Annotated in this window: 18 protein-coding genes; 11 read left to right on the top strand and 7 right to left on the bottom strand. The window is 58.5% G+C overall.

All coding sequences use genetic code 11. From position 1 onward, the window contains the following. On the top strand, positions 1-806 hold an 806-nt coding region (locus tag WN73_RS11460; RefSeq protein ID WP_442870063.1), incomplete at its 5' end, for a Mu transposase domain-containing protein. Beyond that, the gene (gene istB, locus WN73_RS11455; protein ID WP_271552794.1) at positions 784-1,551 is read left to right on the top strand and encodes an IS21-like element IS1631 family helper ATPase IstB; all 768 of its coding nucleotides are present in this window, start codon (positions 784-786) and stop codon (positions 1,549-1,551) included. The genes WN73_RS11460 and istB, both read left to right, overlap by 23 nt. 218 nt (positions 1,552-1,769) lie before the next feature. Here the strand turns inward: istB and WN73_RS11450 are convergent, their stop codons facing one another. The 4 genes from WN73_RS11450 to WN73_RS11435 all read right to left on the bottom strand — a co-directional run bounded on the left by WN73_RS11450 (position 1,770) and on the right by WN73_RS11435 (position 5,232). Further along, on the bottom strand, positions 1,770-2,963 hold the full coding sequence (locus WN73_RS11450) for an acyl-CoA dehydrogenase family protein (protein ID WP_271552793.1): 1,194 nt from the start codon (positions 2,961-2,963) through the stop codon (positions 1,770-1,772). Between the two features lie 2 nt (positions 2,964-2,965). After that, the gene (locus tag WN73_RS11445) at positions 2,966-4,192 is read right to left on the bottom strand and encodes an acyl-CoA dehydrogenase family protein (RefSeq protein ID WP_271552791.1); all 1,227 of its coding nucleotides are present in this window, start codon (positions 4,190-4,192) and stop codon (positions 2,966-2,968) included. A 101-nt stretch (positions 4,193-4,293) separates the two neighbouring features. Continuing rightward, entirely contained in the window at positions 4,294-4,722 is a 429-nt protein-coding gene (locus WN73_RS11440) for an acyl-CoA thioesterase (protein WP_271552790.1), read from the bottom strand. A gap of 63 nt (positions 4,723-4,785) precedes the next feature. After that, entirely contained in the window at positions 4,786-5,232 is a 447-nt protein-coding gene (locus WN73_RS11435) for an acyl-CoA thioesterase (RefSeq protein WP_271552789.1), read from the bottom strand. Between the two features lie 390 nt (positions 5,233-5,622). Between WN73_RS11435 and ectB the strand changes: the two genes are divergently transcribed. The 6 genes from ectB (at position 5,623) to WN73_RS11405 (ending at position 12,439) form a co-directional block, all read left to right on the top strand. Continuing rightward, complete coding sequence (gene ectB / locus WN73_RS11430) at positions 5,623-6,915, top strand: diaminobutyrate--2-oxoglutarate transaminase (RefSeq protein ID WP_271552788.1); 1,293 nt, start codon at positions 5,623-5,625, stop codon at positions 6,913-6,915. 119 nt (positions 6,916-7,034) lie between these two features. Continuing rightward, the gene (locus WN73_RS11425; RefSeq protein ID WP_271552786.1) at positions 7,035-8,384 is read left to right on the top strand and encodes a SidA/IucD/PvdA family monooxygenase; all 1,350 of its coding nucleotides are present in this window, start codon (positions 7,035-7,037) and stop codon (positions 8,382-8,384) included. 15 nt (positions 8,385-8,399) lie between these two features. Continuing rightward, on the top strand, positions 8,400-8,780 hold the full coding sequence (locus WN73_RS11420) for a cupin domain-containing protein (protein ID WP_271552784.1): 381 nt from the start codon (positions 8,400-8,402) through the stop codon (positions 8,778-8,780). A 29-nt stretch (positions 8,781-8,809) separates the two neighbouring features. Further along, positions 8,810-10,384 carry a class I tRNA ligase family protein gene (locus WN73_RS11415; RefSeq protein ID WP_271552782.1) on the top strand — a complete coding sequence of 525 codons (1,575 nt, stop codon included), beginning with the start codon at positions 8,810-8,812 and terminating at the stop codon, positions 10,382-10,384. 41 nt (positions 10,385-10,425) lie between these two features. Further along, positions 10,426-11,469, top strand: coding sequence for a hypothetical protein (locus WN73_RS11410; protein ID WP_271552780.1), 1,044 nt, complete (start codon positions 10,426-10,428; stop codon positions 11,467-11,469). 238 nt (positions 11,470-11,707) lie between these two features. After that, positions 11,708-12,439, top strand: coding sequence for a helix-turn-helix transcriptional regulator (locus WN73_RS11405; RefSeq protein ID WP_271552778.1), 732 nt, complete (start codon positions 11,708-11,710; stop codon positions 12,437-12,439). A 125-nt stretch (positions 12,440-12,564) separates the two neighbouring features. Here WN73_RS11405 and WN73_RS11400 read toward each other — a convergent pair whose 3' ends face one another. From WN73_RS11400 to WN73_RS11390, 3 genes are all read right to left on the bottom strand, one after another. Next, positions 12,565-13,470 carry a DMT family transporter gene (locus tag WN73_RS11400; protein WP_271552777.1) on the bottom strand — a complete coding sequence of 302 codons (906 nt, stop codon included), beginning with the start codon at positions 13,468-13,470 and terminating at the stop codon, positions 12,565-12,567. Between the two features lie 350 nt (positions 13,471-13,820). Next, a complete protein-coding gene (locus WN73_RS11395) occupies positions 13,821-14,966 on the bottom strand; it encodes an aminotransferase class I/II-fold pyridoxal phosphate-dependent enzyme (protein ID WP_271552775.1) in 1,146 nt (381 codons plus the stop codon). A gap of 107 nt (positions 14,967-15,073) precedes the next feature. Next, the gene (locus WN73_RS11390) at positions 15,074-16,306 is read right to left on the bottom strand and encodes a trans-sulfuration enzyme family protein (protein WP_271552772.1); all 1,233 of its coding nucleotides are present in this window, start codon (positions 16,304-16,306) and stop codon (positions 15,074-15,076) included. Positions 16,307-16,564: 258 nt separating this feature from the next. Here WN73_RS11390 and WN73_RS11385 point away from each other — a divergent pair, with 258 nt between their 5' ends. From WN73_RS11385 to WN73_RS11375, 3 genes are all read left to right on the top strand, one after another. Further along, positions 16,565-17,893, top strand: a complete 1,329-nt coding sequence (locus WN73_RS11385; protein WP_271552771.1) for a SidA/IucD/PvdA family monooxygenase — start codon at positions 16,565-16,567, stop codon at positions 17,891-17,893. 97 nt (positions 17,894-17,990) lie between these two features. Further along, entirely contained in the window at positions 17,991-18,650 is a 660-nt protein-coding gene (locus tag WN73_RS11380) for a glutathione S-transferase family protein (RefSeq protein ID WP_271552769.1), read from the top strand. Continuing rightward, positions 18,640-19,941: an NAD(P)/FAD-dependent oxidoreductase gene (locus WN73_RS11375; protein WP_271552767.1), complete on the top strand. Its 1,302-nt coding sequence runs from the start codon at positions 18,640-18,642 to the stop codon at positions 19,939-19,941. The genes WN73_RS11380 and WN73_RS11375 overlap by 11 nt, the downstream gene beginning before the upstream one ends. Positions 19,942-19,987 lie beyond the last annotated feature (46 nt).

The following is a 19,987-nucleotide window of genomic DNA, read 5'->3' as shown; positions in this document are numbered from 1 at the left end:
TGTTCCAGGAAGAGAAGCCGCACCTGCGGCCGCTGCCTGTCGCTCCCTTCCGCATCTTCACTGAAATCGTCCGGACCGTCTGCGACGACACCACCGTACGCGTCGACAACAGCTATTACGCCGCGCGGCCCGCGCCCATCGGCAGCCAGGTTGTCGTGCGCATCTACACCACCACGATCGAGATCCGTGATCGCCACACCCGTGCGCTGCTGCGTGTTCATTCCCGGATGGCGCACCCCGGTTCTGTCGTCCTGCTGACCAGCGAACGGCCGTTCAACCCGTCGCGGCAAACCGCCGTGCTGCTGGCGAGCGCCGAGCGCATCGGACCGCAGACCAGGGCCTTGTGCCAGCAGGTGTTCGACACCGAAGGGCGCCCCGGACAGCGTGCGATGTGGGGCATTGTCGGGCTGGGCCGGAAGTATCCGGCGCGGCTGGTCGAGCAGGCCTGCGCGCACGCCATCGACAACCGCATCTACCGCTACAAGCACGTGCGTGCGACCGTCGAGCGGTTGTTCGAACAGGCGATTGAGCAGGTTGGAGTGACGTCACAGCCGGCATCGCCGCTCACGCAGGATCATCCGCTGATTCGTACCCCCGCGGAATACGGCGACCTCTTCAGCCGCGCTGTGCGGCGCGACGCCGACGATAGTGGTCGGCAGGCCGAGGCTCACGACGATCACGCCACGGCAATCCGCGCTCGTGTCGCCTGCGCAACCCCGGCCAGCTCCGGCGCCACGAGCGCTCCCGCTGCACCTTCTCACCCTAAACTGGAGACCCAGCCACATGATGACCATGCCGGAAATTGAGCGTTGCCTGCGACAGCTGCGCCTGTCGGGCGTCCGCGACACGCTGCAGACGCGCGTGCTGCAGGCGCAGGGCGCCAACCAGCCCTTCCTCGAGACCTTCTCCCTGATCCTGCAGGATGAACTGGACCGTCGTCAGTCCCGTCTTATCGAGCGGCGATACCAGCAATCCGGGCTCGACGAAAAGCTGACGCTCGCAGAGTTCGACTGGTCCTTCAATCCCAAACTGCCACGTCAGACCTGCTTCCAGCTCCACACCCTGGCGTTCATTGCCGCTGGCGAGAACGCCCTGCTTGTCGGCAAACCTGGCACCGGGAAGTCGCACATCGCCAAGGCGATTGCCTATCAGGCGATCCTGCAAAGCCACAAGGTCCAGTATCTTGAGACCGACAACTTCTTCCATCGCAACGCCCTGAACTCCCCGGCACAACGCGAGGTCCGGCTGCGAACCATCATCGACTGCGATCTCCTCGTGCTGGACGATCTGTTCCTCGCACGCGCCATCCCCGACGACGCCGGCGCCTTGCTGCAGACCCTGATCCATCAGCGCTACAAACTGCGTCGCAGCGTCATCGTCACCTCCAATCGTATCGTGCAGGATTGGGGGGCATACCTGGGGGACAACACCATGAGCACGACGATCCTCGATCGCCTTATGCATCATTGCCATCTGCTTGAGTTCGACGGACGCAGCTATCGGCTCAAAGAAGCCGCTGAAGCTCTTGCCCGGGAAACAAAGGCAAACTAACAATCACCTTGTCCTGCCTCGCGGGTGGAGGAATTTGACTGACCGCACCCGGAGGAATTTGAAGTGACCCGCGGGGGTTTTGGCCCTAAAGCATTCGTCGCAAGTACAATGGCTCGACGACAGCTGAAGGCACGCTTGAACGTCTTTGGCGCAATTGCGGGGGCGAAAGTCGATCCGCTTGTCATTCGTCGCACGGGTAGCGCCACGGCCGCTTCCATCTATAGCGCCTTTATAGGACGATCTATCGGGGGTAGCGGCGTGGTGGGCGAGATCAGCCCTCCCATCTCCGCAAGCCCCTGCAGATGAAGATCGGCGCCACCAAACTGCAGATCCAGCATCGTCGTCCGCTTGAAGTAGTGCCCGATCTTGCAATCCATGGTCATGCCGATGCCACCATGGAGCTGGATGGCCTGCTGGCCGACAAAACGGCTCGATCGGCCGAGTTGAATCTTGGCGGCTGACATCGCCCGACGGCGCTCCGTCAAATCCTTCTCGCCGAGCATCATGGTCGCAAACATCGTCATGCTCCTGGCTTGCTCCAGCGCCATCAGCATGTCGGCGGCGCGATGCTGGAGCACCTGAAACTTGCTCAACGGCGCGCCGAACTGAATACGCGCCTTGAGAAATTCGACCGTCTGTTCCTGCATCTCCTCCATGGCGCCGACCATCTCGGCGCAGATGGCCGCAATGGCCTGGTGGGCAACCTCCTCGATCAGCGGGAAAGCCGCGCCGGCGGTCCCGATCAGTGCGTCAGAATTGACATGAACGCCCGTTAATGACACAGACGCTGCCCGCAATCCATCCTGAGTCTGGTACCCTCTCCGGCTGACGCCGGGCGCGTCGGCATCAACCAAGAATAGACTTAGGCCTTCCTTGTCGTACTGATCTTCGCCGCCAGATCGGGCCGAGACCAATAGCTTGTCTGCGACGTCGCCGTGGAGAACGACGCACTTTTCACCGTCCAATCTCCACTGTGAGCCCTCGCGTCTGGCTCTGGCGGCGACGTTTGCCAAGTCATGTCGCGAATGCCGCTCCGTATGGGCAAATGCGAGCAAGAGCTTTCCTCCTGCCAACGCCGGTAACAGCAACGCTTTTTGCGTTTCGCTGGCAGCCAGCGTGAGAAAGGTTCCTCCAAGCACCACCGTCGCAAAAAAGGGTTCTAAAAGGAGGCCGCGGCCGAAAGCGTTCATGATGATCATAGCTTCGACCGGGCCTCCGCCAGTGCCGCCGTAGCGTTCCGGGAGCAAGACGCCCAAGATTCCCAAGTCAGCAAGCCGTGCCCATGTTGCGCGGCTCCACCCGTCTCTTTCCAATTGGTAGTGCTTGCGCCGATCAAATGGATACAGTTCGGCAATAAGCCGGCTTAAGGTATCCTTCAGCAAGCGCTGCTCGTCTGTAAGCCGGAAATCCATGATTATCCGCCCTGTCCACCAAAAAGTCCCCTCGCGAGGACGTTGCGTTGAATCTCGTCGGAGCCTCCATAGATCGACATCTTTCGCCAATGAAAGTAAGTCGGCGCCGCTCGAGCTGCCCACTCTGGGGTAACAAAAGGACCATTCCAGCCGTCGCCGGCGAGCTCCCGCCTCTCTTCGTCAACGAACGGCACGGCAAAGTAGCCCGCAAGCTCCATCAGCAGCTCTGTCGTCGCCTGTTGAATCTCCGCACCCTTGATCTTTAACAGCGAAGCTGTGGCATCGGACGCGCCTGTCCTACCTTCGTCTTCCTCGCCGGCCACGAGACGCAACTGCGTCATCTCAAGTGCCTTGAGTTCGACCTCTACTGCGGCCAGTTTCTCGCGAAACCTACGGTCCTCGATTATCGGCTGGCCCATGCGATACTCCGAAGCCGCAAGCTCCTTAATTCGACGTATTCGGGCTTTTGATACACCTACTCGTGCGATGGTCGCTCGTTCGTTTCTGAGCAGGAATTTTGCATAGTCCCACCCACGATCCTGCGCTCCGACGAGCTGGGCGGCGGGAACCCGCACATCATCAAAGAACACTTCATTCACCTCGTGATCGCCCTCCATTGTGATGATAGGGCGAACGGTAATTCCCTTAGATTTCATGTCCACCAGGAGGAGTGAAATTCCATTCTGCTTTTTCTCCCCGCGGGTCGTTCGGACCAGGCAGAACATCCAGTCGGCATAGTGCGCCATGGTCGTCCAGATTTTCTGCCCGTTCAGGACGTATTCATTGCCGTCGAGACGGGCCGCTGTCTTCAGCGCAGCGAGATCGGATCCCGCACCGGGTTCGGAGAACCCCTGGCACCACCAGTCATCCAGGTTTGCAATGCGCGGGAGAAATTTCCGCTTTTGCTCATCTGATCCATGAGCAATAAGTACGGGGCCTATCATGTCGGCGGCAAAGTCCAGGGGGGGAGGGGCTGGAAACGCTTGCATTTCCTCACGAAAAATATAGCGCTCCACTGCAGTCCAGTTGGTGCCACCCCACTCCACCGGCCAGTGCGGGACGGCCCATCCCTTGGCATTAAGTATCCGTTGCCACCGTACGATATCGTCCTTCAAGAGTTGGCGGTCGTTTAGGAGCTTCTGGCTAATGTCCCTCGGCACCGAACTCGAGAGAAAGGCGCGCACTTCGTCGCGGAACGTCAGCTCTTTTGGCGTCAGCTGAAGGTACATTACACGTAAACCTCGGCTCTTGGACATCCAGCCCGCCGCAACTGGTCAGCAGGCCCCGGGTTCGGGCAGACTCCGCCAGCGCTCGAAATTCGCCGAGCGCCTTAGTTTTCGACCCTCATGGATTTCCCGAGATGCTGCCGCATGGTCGGAGACAACGAGCAGGGGCGGCTTGTGGCCTTGTCGAATAGAACAACGGCACATTTGGCCGTCGCGACACAGCGATCCTCTTGGAACATGGCCTGTTCGAGTTCGACAGAGCTGTCTGCAATCTCGCGGACGCGGGTGCCGATCTTGACCTCTCCGGGCCATACCGTTTCGCCGACGAGCTCGATAGCCAGTCGAGAAATCCTGAACAGGCTTTGCCCTTCAATCTTGGGAGCGCGGTCGCCGTACAGCAGCTCAACATAACCTGTCTCGAACAGCATGGCGAATACGGTATTGTTGATATGCCCCAAACGGTCCGTATCCGCGTAACGAAGCTTTTCATCGCTTATCAGCGGATAGCTCTCGCTGCTCGACTGCTGATCCATTTTGATATCCTTTCCCTGTCGTCATATCGATATCTACTTGTACTCGGCTAGAATGAGGCGCCATCAACTGGTCGACACGAGCGGGAGGAGAGCGGCCCGCGTCTCGTCGGGTATGGGGGCGCCGCCCTGCGCGGTTGCATCGACATAAACCCATACGATCGACGCCGACACGCTGGGATCCTCACCGAGGCTGTCTCCGTCACGGTCGATTCGGCCATCGAAGAGCAGGCTGCTCTTTCCAACACGAGCGACTGTGACACTCACATGGAGCAAGTCATCGATTGCGAGGGGGCGGTGAAACGTTAGCTCGACCCGCCGCACGACCCACGCAAAGACACCTGGCTGCGGCTTAAAGAAACCCAGGACGCCTGCGCGACGAAGCATGTCGTTAGCGGCGGACTCGAAATACGCGACGTAGGTTCCGGTATGCACCAATCCCCGCATATCGATGTCTCGATGGTAGACACGGAAACTGCAGTCCGCGATCCGCTCTCTAACCTCTTGATCCATAGCTATTCTCCAGGCGTTTCACTCGTTTGCTATGCGGAGCGCGAACTCGGGCGTCATGCTTCGTGCTCTGCCCACGCCCTTGCAGATTACAAACGTGCAAACAGGAAGCTGAGTACAAGCGTCGGCCCCGCATTCGTCGTCATACTCGATGCTAGCGTGTCGTTGCAAACCGATCTCGCGGTTTTCGGACACGATCAATCAAAGCGACCGAACAGAGCGCGTGGACGTCTATGACCGTTCCGTCTTTGACCCGGTGATACCTGTAGCTTCAGACAGGCGTAATTCAGATTGCGATGTGCTCTTGTCGTGTCGAAATCAATGACGCCAGCTACAAAAAGCTCTTGAGCGAAGAACATAACCACGCACCAGAGATGATACGAGGAGAGACGAATGCAGCATGTGAGCGACGAGCTCGAGTCGAGCGTCCGCTACTATTGCCGATCATTTCCGACGGATTTCTCGCGCGCACGTGGTTCCCATATGTGGGATACGAGCGGACGTCAGTATATCGACCTGTTCTCGGGGGCGGGAGCGCTCAACTATGGGCATAACCCCCAGGAAATCAAACAGCAGTTGTTGGACTATCTTGCCGCCGACGGGATCGTGCATGGGCTTGATCTCCGCACGGAAGCAAAGAACAGCTTTCTGTCCGACTTCAGCAGCTTGATCCTTCATCCGAAGCAGCTTGACTATAGGCTGATGTTCCCAGGGCCGACGGGGACAAATGCTGTCGAGGCGGCTTTGAAGCTTGCGCGCAAGGTGACCGGGAGGGCCAACGTTGCGTGCTTCACAAATGGTTTCCATGGCATGTCCCTGGGTGCGCTCGCCGCCACGGGCTCTACGCGCAAGCGTCGTGGTGCCGGTATTCCCCTTCCCCTCGGAGATCGCTACCCGTATTGCAACTATTTCGGCGCTAAAGTCGACACGATCGATCTGATCTCTACCCTTCTGAGTGACCCCAGCAGCGGATTCGACCCGCCCGCGGCGTTTCTCGTCGAGACCGTTCAGGGCGAGGGAGGCGTGAATGCTGCGGACAATGAGTGGTTGAGACGCCTCGCTGGTCTCGCGAGGAAGCACGGCAGTCTGTTGATCGTGGATGATATCCAGGCGGGGTGTGGTCGAACGGGAAGCTTCTTGAGCTTTGAGCCGGCGGGCATTTATCCAGACATCGTTTGCCTTTCGAAATCAATCAGTGGCTACGGGCTGCCAATGTCCTTGTTGCTGATCAAGCCGAGCCACGATGTGTTCGATCCGGGTGAGCATAACGGAACGTTTCGGGGGCACAACCTTGCGTTCGTCGCGGGCCGAGCGGCGCTCGCATACTGGCGACAGTCGGACTTCTTACAGGGGCTGGATCGCAACATCGCCATCTTGGATGAGTGGCTTTCCGCTGTCATCGAGCGCCTGCCCCCCAGCGCGGCGGAAGCCCGTGGCCGCGGATTGCTGCGAGGCTTGGCATTCGCTAACGAAGGCCTCGCCACTATCGTCGCCAAAAAAGCCTTCCAACACGATGTCATCATTGAGGTGAGCGGTGGTCGGGACCACGTCCTAAAATTCCTGCCGGCGCTCAACATTCCATCAGCGACGCTAACCGAGGCTCTTGGCCGGTTGGAGGAGATTATAGAGCTGGAGTGTCTGGCGAACGTTGGTGCTGCAGAGCCGTTACGCCGGCGGGCCAGCTAGCGTTCGGTCCTTCGGGTCGACAGCAGAACCGACGGACTTGGGTGGGAAATAATGCAGTCGCCGCGTCGACCGACGTCGTGTTGGCCGACCGCGCCGGCAGCCCAGAGGAAAACCTCCAGATGACCAGACAACAAGCAGACCTTCACGATCTTGTTGGGATCGGTTTCGGTCCGGCGAACATCGGTTTGGCCGTCGCCTTAGATGAGATCGGATGGGATGGATCCGCATTGTTTTTGGAACGTCGCACAACGCCAGACTGGCAACCTGGAATGTTGCTCGACGGAGCCGACATACAGCACAACCCGCTGCGGGACTTCGTGACGCCGCGGAACCCTTCGAGCCGGTTTAGTTTTCTCAATTTTCTCAAGTCCGAGAACCGTCTCTTTCAGTTTCTCAATCTGCCTACAGCCTTTCCGCTGCGAAAGGATTATGCGGCTTACGTCAAATGGGTTGCCAATCACTTCACCCATTGCGTGTCGTATCAGTCCGACGTGGTGGATGTTTCGCTGGAGAGCGCCTCCCAGCAGCGGGAAACGCCCGTTGCGGCAGTGCAATTGGCCGACGGTCGTACCATCCGCGCACGAGCGATATCATTCGCGCCGGGCCGAACTCCAGCGATTCCAGATGTGTTTTCTCCGCACCTCGGGGATCGGGTTGTCCACTTTACAGACTATCTCCCCGCTCGGGAGCGATGGCGGCGACAGGGCGCAGTTAGGTCGGTCTGCGTCGTCGGCGGCAGCCAAAGTGCGGTCGAGATCACACTCGATCTGGCGAGCCTCACGCCGCAGATACAGATACTCAACTTGCACCGGGGCTTCGGCTATCAGCTAAAGGATACCAGTCCGTTTACCGAAGAGATCTACTTCCCGGAATTCGTCGATGCATTCTACCACTCCAGCGATTTAAGGCGTCGCGAGCTCTGGGCAGAGTTACGCCGCAGCAATTACGGGTCAGCGGACCAGGACGTTATCGATCAGCTCTACTGCAAGCTCTACGAGCACAACCTGGATGGCCAGCATCAAATATCGCTCCGCACAAACTGCGACATCGTCGCCGTAGGCCAGGCGAACAATGGTGCTTTCAGCTTGACGTTGGAGGATCGTGGAAGCTTCGAGCGGACCAGTCTGTCGGTCGATGCGGTCGTGCTTGCAACAGGCTTTCGAAATCTCGGCTTGCGGGAAAACGAAGAACGATTCCCGCCTCTCTTGCGACAGGTCGCTGCGTCCCTCGGCGATCAGCACGCCGTGCTCTCGTTGTCGCGCGACTATCGAATGATGGATGGATCCCGGCCCCTGCCGATCTTTATCAATGGGCTCTGCGAGTCGAGCCACGGTTTCGGCGATGCCGGCTCATTCAGCCTTCTTTCTCTGCGCTCTCAAATGATTGCCGGCTCGCTCATGGAATATCTGTCTTCGCACGTCCATCCAACGAGTTCTCGCCAACTGCCTGCGGTAGTCGCTGTCGGCTAAAGAGGAGAAAGTCAGGTGTCTGAAAAGAACGGCGTCGAGCGGCTCGTGCGTCGAGGCGCGTCCAGCACTTATACCAACGAGTACAACTGCAATATCCGTCGCCTGTTTCCCTGGACGGAGGTCGCCAATACCAAGCGTCCCCTGACCGAGTTTGGTTGCATGATCGTCACCCTGGAGCCCGGCAAGCAGGTCGATCTCCACGATCACGATGAAGAGGAAACCTTCATCGTCATTGGCGGAAGCGCAACCTTGGAAGTCGATGGCAATACGACGGAACTCTATCCGACCGACGTGGCCTACATCCCAAGAGCGGCCAAACACTCCCTGCGCAACGTGGGGTCGGATCCGTTCGTGATGGTGGATATATACTGGGATCTCGGCGGTAGCGGACAGTAAAATATTGATCAGAGAAAGGGGAAGAAGCGATGCACAACAACGATTGGATCGTCACCGTTCCACCGCCCACGCCAAATGGCGGCCTTCATGTGGGTCACCTCAGCGGTCCCTATCTTGCCGCGGACGCATTCGTGAAGCAGCTGAAACTGCGTGGTGGGAGTTATGCCTATACGACGTTCAGCGACGTGAACCAGTCGTATGTCCGTGTTACCGCAGAGCGCCAGAAGGTGCAGCCGGCCCAGCTCGCGCAACAATGCTCGGACGATATTCACGGGACCATGGCACTGTATCAAGTCGACGTAAGCGAATTCGCGATACCCGATGCCGCTGAATGCGAGCAAGTGCGCCAGTTCTTCCTTGAGCTCTACCGGCGAGGCGTTCTCGTACGAAAGGAGTTTCCGACTTTCTTCTCGCCCGATCGAGGCATGGCTTTGGACGAAGCGGGAGTCTCGGGTTACTGTCCGAAGTGCCTTGACGAGTGCAAATGTGGTATCTGCGAGTCATGCGGCTTCTTATGCGATCCCAATAGTCTCATCGCGCCGCGCGATACTGTAACTGGTAGCCGTCGGTTGCAAGTGCGGATGGTGCCCCTGCTCGTATTCGAGATGGACCGATATCGCGAAAAGATTCGCGAGTTCTACCGGGGTAACGGGCGTTACCGTCCCCGTTTCGGATGGCTCGTGGTCGATGCGCTTGCTGCGCGGCTGCCTGATTTTCCCGTTACGGTTGAAGCTAGTTGGGGCATCCCGATACGGCATGACGAATTCCCCGGCCAAGCCATCAACGCCTGGCCAGAACTGGTCGTTCATCAGTTGCTGGATCACAAGCGTCGCTCGCGGGGTAAAGATGCCTCACCAAAAGTGGTGAACTTCTTGGGGTTCGACAACACCTATTTCTACGCCATCGTTCACGCCGCGCTACTTATCGCTAGCGGAGAGCAAGAATGGTTACCATACGGGTCCATCACAAACGAGTTCTACAATCTCGACCACAGCAAGTTCTCGACGAGTCGAAACCACGTCATTTGGGCGCGCGATCTTGCAACCCGCCACTCGACTGACCTGATCAGGTTTCATACGCTGCTCAATTCTCCTGGGTTCGAAAGAGCTAACTTCAATGAAGCGGAAATGGTTGCGCAGACAGACGCTGCGCTATCACAGCCGTGGCAAGAGGTTTACCAAGCGTATGGCAGGGTTCTGGAAGGTGGCCGCCGAAATGGCGGGGTCTCCATCGAAGTACGTCACGCGGCATCGGCGGCGGTCACCCGAATCCTTGACAGCCTTTCACTGGACCGCTTTCACCTACGGCAAGCGGCCGAAGATCTCCTGCACTTCCTTGGGTACATTCGGGCAGAGCTTTGTGCACCAGGCTCCAGTGCAGATGATCTAGCTTTCGCGCTGAAAGCGTTTGCTCAAGCGGCCTTCCCTATGATGCCAATCGACGCTCAGCGATTGTTCTGGGCGCTTACGGGCAAGGATTTGAATCACTTGGATTTGGCGCCCGAGAGCCACCCCAGACCCATCCCCATTGGACTTTTCCAAGTCCGAGAGACCGAGAATTCAGCGCATCCACGGACGGAGGCTCGCTGCGTCGTCGGCGCGTAGGGGCCGCCGGACGGTTCGCACGAATGAGAGCGGAGAGGGCAGTGACATTCGATTTGGAAGGCGACGCCACCATGGTGCATGAGCCAGCCGAAGCGCAAGTGGTCACCGGTCCTCTCCTCGCCGTCTGCGGCACTGCTGGGCCGCACGCGGCAGACCTCCAAGTTGCTATCGAGCTTGGGCTTCGTGATGAAAACACCTCTGCTCGCACCTTCTACTACAACGACCAGCGCTCCGAGAAACGCGCCCGGGAGGTTGCGAATGAAATTGCGGCCTGCGGGACCAAATACGTTGTTGGTCACTTCAGCACACCAGCCGCGCTTGCTGCCAGTCGCATCTACGGCGATCGGGGGATAGTGTTTTTAGCACCGGGAACATCCGCCCCCGACCTTTGCACGTCAACATCGGCAACGACCGTACAGTTATTCGGAACCGACGACGAGCAGTTGGAGTGCCTCGCGCGGGCAGCGATTGAACTCGGCCGATCAATCCTGCTGCTCAGCCAAGCAGGCACCTATGGAGCTCGCCTGGCAGCGAGCCTCGTGCCGCGGCTCGCGCCATGTTGCCGAAGGGTCACCGCCTTGTACTTCAATGAAGAACCTCCCGGCCGGCTACCCGTGGCTGTCGAGGCGAGTGATGTGTTGGTGATTCTCGGACCGCACGACTTCGCGGCGCGACTGCTTACTGGCGCCCTTAGCGCAGTCGCGCTCGGTGAGATCCTAATGTCCGACGACTGCTTCACGCCCTCTCTGTTCCGGGAGAGTGATCTTGTTTCTCGCTGTTCGGTCGCCTTCCTCGAGAAGCAGTGCGGTATGCTCAGGGATCGGCAAGTAAACGATTTGCGTTACCGAGCACGGTGCCTGCTCGGAAGATCAGCCGGCCCGTACTTCGAGACTAGCTATCTTGCTGCTCGAGCACTCGCCGTTGCTTGGCGAGAAGTCGGGTTTGATGACCCCTTCGCGGTTCTTCGACACATTCTTGGGAACGCTTGGCAGTCGCCCTTTGGACTACTCAGCCTTTCCGAGGAACGGCGCCTTCAAGGGTATCGTTGGAAGATGATTCCCGCCCACGCAATCGGCGAGCCATAAGTCAGTCTCGCGACGGCGATGTCGTCTAGTCGATTGACGGCTGTGATGGCATTCGACACACCAGGAAACAAAACTCAGATGGGTTCAATTCGCTCTTAGGGTGCGTATTTATAAGTTGACAACCTGCGGACACATTTCGCTCGTAAGTATGAGGCGGTGGTGGCGATACACGCGCGTGCAGGTCGGCGACACAAAACGGCGGCGACCGAACGAGCGATATAGGCGTCAAGGTGCGGGAATGAGTTGGAACATTTCGTCGGCCCTGGAAGATATTTGGGACATGATCCCGTTGGAAAGTACGATCGACGAGCTTCGTGGTGTCGCAGTCCAAATCACGAGAAACCTGGGCTTTCAATGGTTCGCTTATCTGCGCATAAGCGGGGGAAACACCGAACTTGTTTCGTCTTATCCAGACTCGCTCGCGCAGCTTTACGTCAGAGACAAGCTCAGTGATGTGGATCCTATTGTTCGACATGCCCGCACCGCGCGCATGCCATTTTTCTGGGGTGACTTGGCCGAAGACTCATGCCGACTGACTCCCGACGATCGATTTACACAAGAAGTTGCTCGGCATGGAATTCGGAACGGTCTCGCCGTCCCTGTCTATGTTGGATACAGCAAATTCGCAGCCATGATCTTTGCCGAAAAAACTGCTGACCGTCCGACTCGATCCGAAATTCAAACCGCGCTTGCTGCCATCCACCTGACTGCATTCCAACTTCACGCGCGGTTCACAATGAGCTCGAGCAGACACAATTCGGCTGCGGGACGTCCACTGACCTTTAGGCAACGGCAGTGTCTGACATGGTCGGCCCGGGGAAAGACAATGTCGGAAACTGGAACGATATTGGGAATATCGGAGCGCACGGTATTATATCATCTCCAAGATGCTCGCTTGCGCTTAGGTGCACAGACCATCACCCAGGCGGTCGTTGAAGCCATGCGGTTTAACCAAATTTCCGATGTATGACGTTCCACTGTGAGTTAGAGTCTCCTCTCTCAAGGCGCGCCATCGCGCGCACGGCCTCAAACGTCGGTGCTGGCGCCTGCGCCAGTCTGCACTTAAGAAAACATCGCGCGTAAACACGCCGAAGATCATGTGGCGTTCACTCGCGCAATTCTCGCCGGCAGGCGGCCGCCGCCTACGATGTACACACCAGCAGAAACGATGGCGATGGATATCCAGTCTGCCATGGAGGGCCATTCGCCGAGCGCGGGGATCGAAAGTATCGCGGTGGCCACTGGCGTCAAAGCGACAAACGCAGCGGCGCGGGTGGCGCCAAGAATGCTCACGGTTCGCCCGTATAGCAGCAGAGCAACGATGGCCGTCAGAACGCCCTGCACTATAGCCTGGAGCGTCAACTCTGCCGCCGGCGCCGACAAGGCCCTCAGCCCGTTGAAGTACAGATAGGGGGGCAGGTAGAGGACCAATGATACGACCGCTGCAATAGCGGCGGCGTGCAAGCCATCAAGCTGCGCCCTGCGCATCGCGATCGTATAGCCGCCCCAGACGAATGCTGCGGCGAGGAAGAGCCCCTGGCCAAGGTTCTGCTGCGTTCCGATGGTGCCGCCATTCCCAAGCACGAGGCAGAGCGCGCCAAGGACGATTAGAGACAGCCCGATCGCCTTGGAAGGGGATGGTGTCTCGCCAAGAAAAACGATCGCAAGCACTGCCACCATTAGAGGAGTTCCGCCGGGATAAAGTGCGCCCGCATGAGCGGCTGGGGCGAACAACAGCCCCACATTGACAAGCAGAACGCAGGGAGCTCCGCATCCGACGACGATCACGGCCAAGCCAGTCCAGCCGAGCCGCTCAAGCGCAAGTCCTCTGCGGATGAGGTACGGCAACAGAATGGCCCCGGCCACAGCAAATCGGATCGCAACGATATCCCAAGGGGTTAAGTGTGTCCGCACGCCAAAACGGGACGCGATAATAAAAGCAGACCAGATAAAGACAGCTGCCAGACCACACAAGATCCCGTAGGCGTTCTCCGATCGCATGAGGCGCTTGTTCTCCTGTCAGAGCCACCGGCTTTTCCGTCGATTTACCCTTTCCCTCTTAACGGCTGGCGCCAGGTACTTCTGGCGGTTTTCGGACGTGATCATGCTTGCAGGGCAAGGGATTGCCTCGCCGGAACGGCCGGTCGTTGCCCTTGGCGGGCTAGTCGCTGACCTGGTGGCGGTCGCCGAACCCACCATTCAGCGCTGTAGCAAAGACACAATTCCACGCGAGCTGCTTGTTGAACGACGATAAGCGTGGTCAAAAGTGTGATCTGATCATAGCGTGCGCGCTGCACGATCGCGGACCGATTGCCGATCGGCAATGCAATCCCGTTCGAAGGAAGCAATCATCAAACGTCTTTCAAGGCTGTCCGAAGTCGTGACAAGGCATGACCGAGCCGTTCGCCCTCCAGCCCAAAGCAAATCCGGATATGTCCCTCGCCAGCCGGACCGAAGGCGCTCCCCGGGGCAACGGCAATGCCATGCTTCTCGACCAACTTCAGCGCGAGTTCGAGGCTGTTTTGAATGCCATCGATGCGGATGAAGGCAAAGAAGCTCCCATCGGGAACAAAGTAGCTTATCCGATCCAGTCCCGAGAACGCTTTCGCCGTTAGCGACCGGCCTGTCGCACAATGCTCAACAAACCCACGCACGAAGGGGTGGTCGGCGATTGCGGCTAGTGCGCCACGCTGGGAGAATGGAGCCACGCCAGAATGGATCACCTCTACTGCGTTCGAGACAGGATCTCGAAGGCCTTTCGGCAAGACCAGCCAACCCACGCGCCATCCCGTCATTGCCCACGTCTTGCTAAAGCTGTTACACACAATGACGCGGTCTTCATCCGAAACGATATCCAGAAGCGACGGCGCCGCGCGTGCGTCGGAATAGACCAGGCGCGAATACACCTCGTCGGAAATCAGCCACACACCGTCGCGCCGGCAAAGTGCAAGGATATCCTCGAGTTCCTCTCGCGTAGCCGTCCATCCGGTAGGATTGTTTGGCGAATTCAAGATGAATGCGCGGTGCCCGGGCAAGGCCGAGGAAAGTTCATCCATATCGAGTGTAAATTTGCCGGACCCGTTCCCACGAAGCGCGATTTGCGTCACCTCTGTTTGCCGCAGTCGAGCTGCATTCAGAATATTGGGCCATACCGGGCCATGTACGAGGACGCGATCGCCAGGGCGGGCCGTAACCGCCAACGCAACGGATATTGCCGCCATTCCTGAAGCGACAACTTGTATCTGCCCTTCCGATACCGCTCGCGCGTGAAGATCCGTCAAATACGAGGCTATCGCATCGCGAAGCTCGGGGAGTCCGCGGACATCGGGATATCGGGTTTCCCCTTCATCGAGCGCACGCTTGAGTGCCGCTCGAGCCGATGCGGGACTGCTGACGTCGCTCTCACCAAAGCAGAGAAACGCGATGTCACGATGCTTCGCCGCAGCTCTGGCAATCTGTATGATTTGTGATCCAGGCACTGAAACGATATCCATCATCGAATCTCCCGTCGTGGTCATCGCAGCAGTTTTGTGGTCACCGGAGCCGCGCATAGTCTGCGCCAGGCACGGAGCCGTGTTCGTCCGAAGCCCTGCAGATCAAGGCTCTACGGCGCCTCGAGCGCTTGCCGAAGGTCGCCTATGATGGTCTCCGGGTCCTCGATACCGACGGAGAGCCGAAGTAATCCGTCCGTGATCTCGTGCGCCTCCCTCTGCTCTCTGGGCACCTTGACGTGAGTCATTGTTGCTGGATGCTGTATCAAGGTGTCCATCGCGCCCAGTGTTGCTGTGACCGTGCAATGGCGCACGTTTCTCAGGACGCGCACCGCCGCTTCGAGACCCCCGGCCACCTCAAGGCTAAGCACGCCGCCGAATGCTCGCATTTGACGCGCGGCGACCTTATGGTCGGGGTGCTCCTCCAGACCAAGGTATCGTACACGACGTATTGCGCTGTGGCCTTCCAGGGCCGTGGCGACGCGCATGGCGTTGTTGCAATGCTGCTCCATGCGCAGGGGGAGCGTCTTGAGCCCCATGTTGAGCAACCAGGCATCAAAAGAACCGGCGCAGCCACCAAGCAGCTTGCGCATCTTCCATACTTCCGTCTTGACGAACGCTCCGTCGCGCCCGATGACGACGCCCGTAAGGGAGTTCGAGTGGCCATTGAGAAATTTCGTCGCGGAATGAACGACGAAATCCGCTCCATGCGCAAACGGTTGTTGGAGATAGGGTGTCCCCAAAGTGCCATCCACCGCGCATTTTGCACCGTACGTATGTGCAATCCGAGCGAGCTGCGCAATGTCGTAACACCGGGCCGTCGCGTTTGTCGGCGTCTCGAGGTAAATGAGACGAACCGGGGAATGCGTCCGAAGCTGCTTTTCGACCCATTCCATGTCGTGTAGGTCGCCGTAGATGATCCGGACGCCGATCGGCGCGAGCATGGCATCCAAGAACTCGGTTGTGGTCCCGTAAATGTTTCCCTGTGTCACGATGTGATCACCGGGTGTCAGGCCCAACGACAGGAATAGTGACGAAACCGCGGCCATTCCGGAACTGAACAGGACCGCCTCCAGTTGCAACGGCTTCCCGTTCTCTGAAAGACCATGGCTTTCGAGCGCCGCGAGCTTTTGTTCAACGAGGGCGGTATTCGGCGTCCCCCAGCGATTGTAGAGATGCGGCCGCTCCTTTAACTCGGCGAATATTTCCATCGCCTCTTCGGGAGGTGGATAGACAAACGTCGATGTCGCATAGATCGGCTGCACATGAGGGGTTGATGTTCGGCTCCCCGGCGCCTGATCCACGCAACATATCGATTGAAAATCGCTCTGCGTCTCGGCCTTCATCTAGCTGTTCCTCCTCACGCTGCCGTCCCGCCTGGCGCCTATGTCCGACAATTCTCACTTGCGATCTCCCAACAACGGCACCGGGAGACAATCTAGCCTAGCGCAACTGACGAGCGAACCGGTCCTGTTGGATTGTACAGGTAGGCAACGAGCGATTGTGCTGCGAAAACGATGCAAAGAGCATCTCAGCGCTCTCGGGTCGGTGTCGCGGTTCGCGAGCAAGGCCCGCGCATCGGAACGGATACACCGGAGGTCGAGATGGACGCTGCGCCTAATCAACAGCGTGTGGATCTAGTTTGCGTGGGCTTCGGCCCCTCCGGCATAGCGATTGCCGCCGCGATCGAAGAATGCGTAGACGAGGCTCATCCCACCCGACTGTCGTCGAGATTCTTCGAGGCAAGAACATCCAGTGCTTGGCACCCGAATTTCATTCTGGCTGGCAGTGACATAAACCATCACTTCCTGCGCGATCTCGCTACGCCGCGCGATCCCCGTAGTCGCTTCACGTTCGTGAATTATTTGAAGGCCAAGGGCCGACTCTATGATTTCGGCCGATTAGGCCGGGCACCAAGCCGTCGGGAATGGTCAGACTACGTCCAGTGGGCGGCTGCGCAGCTGGCGGCATACGTCAGCTATGACGACGCCATCGGAGACGTGAGCCCGCGGTTCGAGGGCAACGAACTAGCCGAGTTCACGGTCGGCGCCCGCTCTGGACGCGTTTCGACGACCAACGTCGTTGTATCGGTCGGTGCAGAGCCGACGATCCCGGCGCCGTTTAAGGCGCTTCTCGGAGATCGCGTGTTCCACACGTCAGAGTACGAGCGGCGTGTCGCCCGCTTACCGCAGACGGTTGGATCCATTGTGGTCATTGGTGCTGGCCAGAGCGCAGGCGAAGCGATCTTTGATTTGCGTCAGCGGTTCCCAAACGCATCGATAGCTGGCATTCAGCGGTCTTCGGGCTTCAAACTCTACGACCTCAGCCAATTCAGCAATGGGGTCTACTGTCCGCCGGAAACAGACTACTTCTTTGGCTTGCCGCCAGAACGAAAAGCTGCCGCGTTCGCCGAGACATTGCGGACCAACTATTCTGGTCTTGATGCTGAAATCTGCTCAGCCCTGTACCAGCAGATCTACGAGGATGCCGTCGCTCAGGCACCGCGCATCACGCTTCTCACGAGACATGCCGTTTCCGAAGTGCGCAGGACGCAATGCGGCATAGACCTGTCGGTAAGGGAAGTGAATAGCGATGCTACCGACGTGATAACGGGCGAGGTAGTCGTCTTGGCGACCGGTTTCCATGTGAATCCCCTACCGGGATTCCTACAGAACGTGCACTCGTTGGTTCGAATGAACGATTGCGGACAGCCCGTCGTGAATCGAGACTATAGTCTCGCGTTGACCAGACCGTCTCGCGCACGAATATATCTGAATGGGCTTTGCGAGCACTCGCACGGAATCGGCGATGGTCAGAGTTTCAGCATGGTCGCCCTTCGAGCCGAGGCGATCGTGAAGTCTGTTCTCGGCGGATCGCAGGTGTCCGAGATTCAGCCCGTTCGTTCAAGTGCACCAAGACTCGTTTCTCTCTGACTCAGCCGCGGCAGCGCAGAAAATGACGTACTCCGGTGCGGTGGGCCGGACCCCTGATCCTGCCTGGCGCGCGGACTAATGATGCGGAGCAATAACGATGGAACAACCCGAATACACGGTCTATGGCCATCACGACTCTGGACACTCGTACAAGGTCTGTCTCTTCCTCGAGCTAGCGCGGCTCCGCTATCAGTACAAGATGATCGACGTCTTTGCGGAGCCGTCGAGCCGTCCCGCTGAATTCCGACGCATCAGCCGATACGGTGAGGTGCCGGTGTTGGTTCATGAAGGCCTGTGCATTAGCCAGTCGAACGCAATCCTATCTTATTTGGCTGAGCAAACGGCCTCATTCGGCGGGACGGACCAGCGGAGCCGCGCAGCGATCAACGAATGGCTATTTTGGGAGATGAGCCGATTGAACCTTGGTGTTGCCAACTTGCGATTTGCCCTTCGGTTCGAAACCGATCCTCCGTCAGATGTGGTGTCGCTCTACAGACGGCGGGCAGAGGATGCGTTGGGGCAGCTCAATATCCACTTGGAGCGTGCCGAATTCCTCGTGGGCTCTTCCTTGACGATTGCCGACATATCCTGCGCGGGCTATCTATTTTGGGCGGACCAGGCGAAGCTAGATCTCTCGGAGTACGCCAACGTCGCGCGTTGGTTGGCGGATATCCGGAGGATCGATCGCTGGCAGCCGCCGGAAGCGATACTGACGTCGGTACCGGCTGAGGCCGGAGCTCGGGCGGATGCAGTATAAGCAATTTGTCCAGGATGCGACGCCCGCTCCGCTATGGTGGACAGGACGACCGCGCATCGAGCAGCTGGATTGCGATCTTGCCCGGAACGTTGACGTCGTCGTGGTAGGGTCGGGCTACACGGGTCTTGCTGCGGCGATAACGTTAGCCCGGCGGGGGCGCCATGTGATCGTGCTGGAAGCGCGCCAAATTGGATTTGGCGCCAGCACACGCAACTCCGGCATGCTTGGACCAAGCTTTCCAAAACCTGGCTTGTCAGGGCTCATCGATGCTTATGGAAACACAGCGGCCCAAGCCCTCATGGATGAGAGTTTGAAGGCCTTGGCGTATACGAGACGATTTATTGAGGATGAAGGAATTGAATGTGGTCTTGCCGAGGTGGGCCGGCTTGTAGCTGCTCTGAGGTCGAAAGACTACGACGACCTGGGATATCAAGCAGCAGTTCTCAAAGAGCGTTTTGGCATTGCGGCGCGCATGATACCCCGTGACGAACAACGCTCGGAGATTGGAAGCGACCTCTATTGCGGGGGCATGCTCCTCGAGCGCGATAGCTCTCTCAATCCCGCCTTGTACCATGACGGATTGGTGAACGTCGCTCTGAAATCTGGCGTATCCTTCGCGCCAGATACGCCCGTGCTTGATATCTCCGCTATGGGCGATACACACCTCGTGACCACGTCTCGTGGGCAAATTCGATCGAGGAATGCAATTATCGCGACGAACGGCTACACCGGTCAAGTGAGCCAATATCTTCGCCGGCGTATCGTGCCGATCAGCAGCGCCTTGATTGCTACAGAACCACTTCCAAGCGGCCAAATGCGCCGTTTGATGCCGGGGCAGCGGCTCATAGAAGAGAAGCGCCGCGTGCTCTATTACTATCGAACGTCACCGGATGGAGCACGCCTCATTTTTGGCGGTCGCGCGGTAAGGCCAGGAGATGGGGCTATCGCGAATAGCCTTGGTCTTTACGCCGCAATGCTGAGGGTATTTCCAGAACTCGCTGGCGTGAGAGCGGAATTCGCTTGGTCGGGCCTCATAGCGTATACCTTTGACCTGTTGCCTCACCTGGGAGAGGTGGCAGGCGTTCACTATGCCCTTGGCTGTTGCGGTTCCGGAATAGGTCGGTCCACCTGGCTTGGCCACAAGATTGCTCTGAAGGTTCTGCAGGATCCGGAAGGGCACACGGCCTACGACAATCTCGAATTCCAGACGCGCCCACTCTACTATGGCGACCCCTGGTTTCTGCGTCCGGCCGTCGCGTGGCAGCGCCTTCGCGACGCGATAGGCATCTAAGAACGGAACGCCCAGGCGGCCCGGACATGTGATACGCCAAGTGGGC

It is taken from the genome of Bradyrhizobium sp. CCBAU 45394 (assembly GCF_028128655.1).
GTDB lineage: Bacteria > Pseudomonadota > Alphaproteobacteria > Rhizobiales > Xanthobacteraceae > Bradyrhizobium > Bradyrhizobium diazoefficiens.
This window is presented reverse-complemented; position numbering and strand designations above follow the sequence as displayed.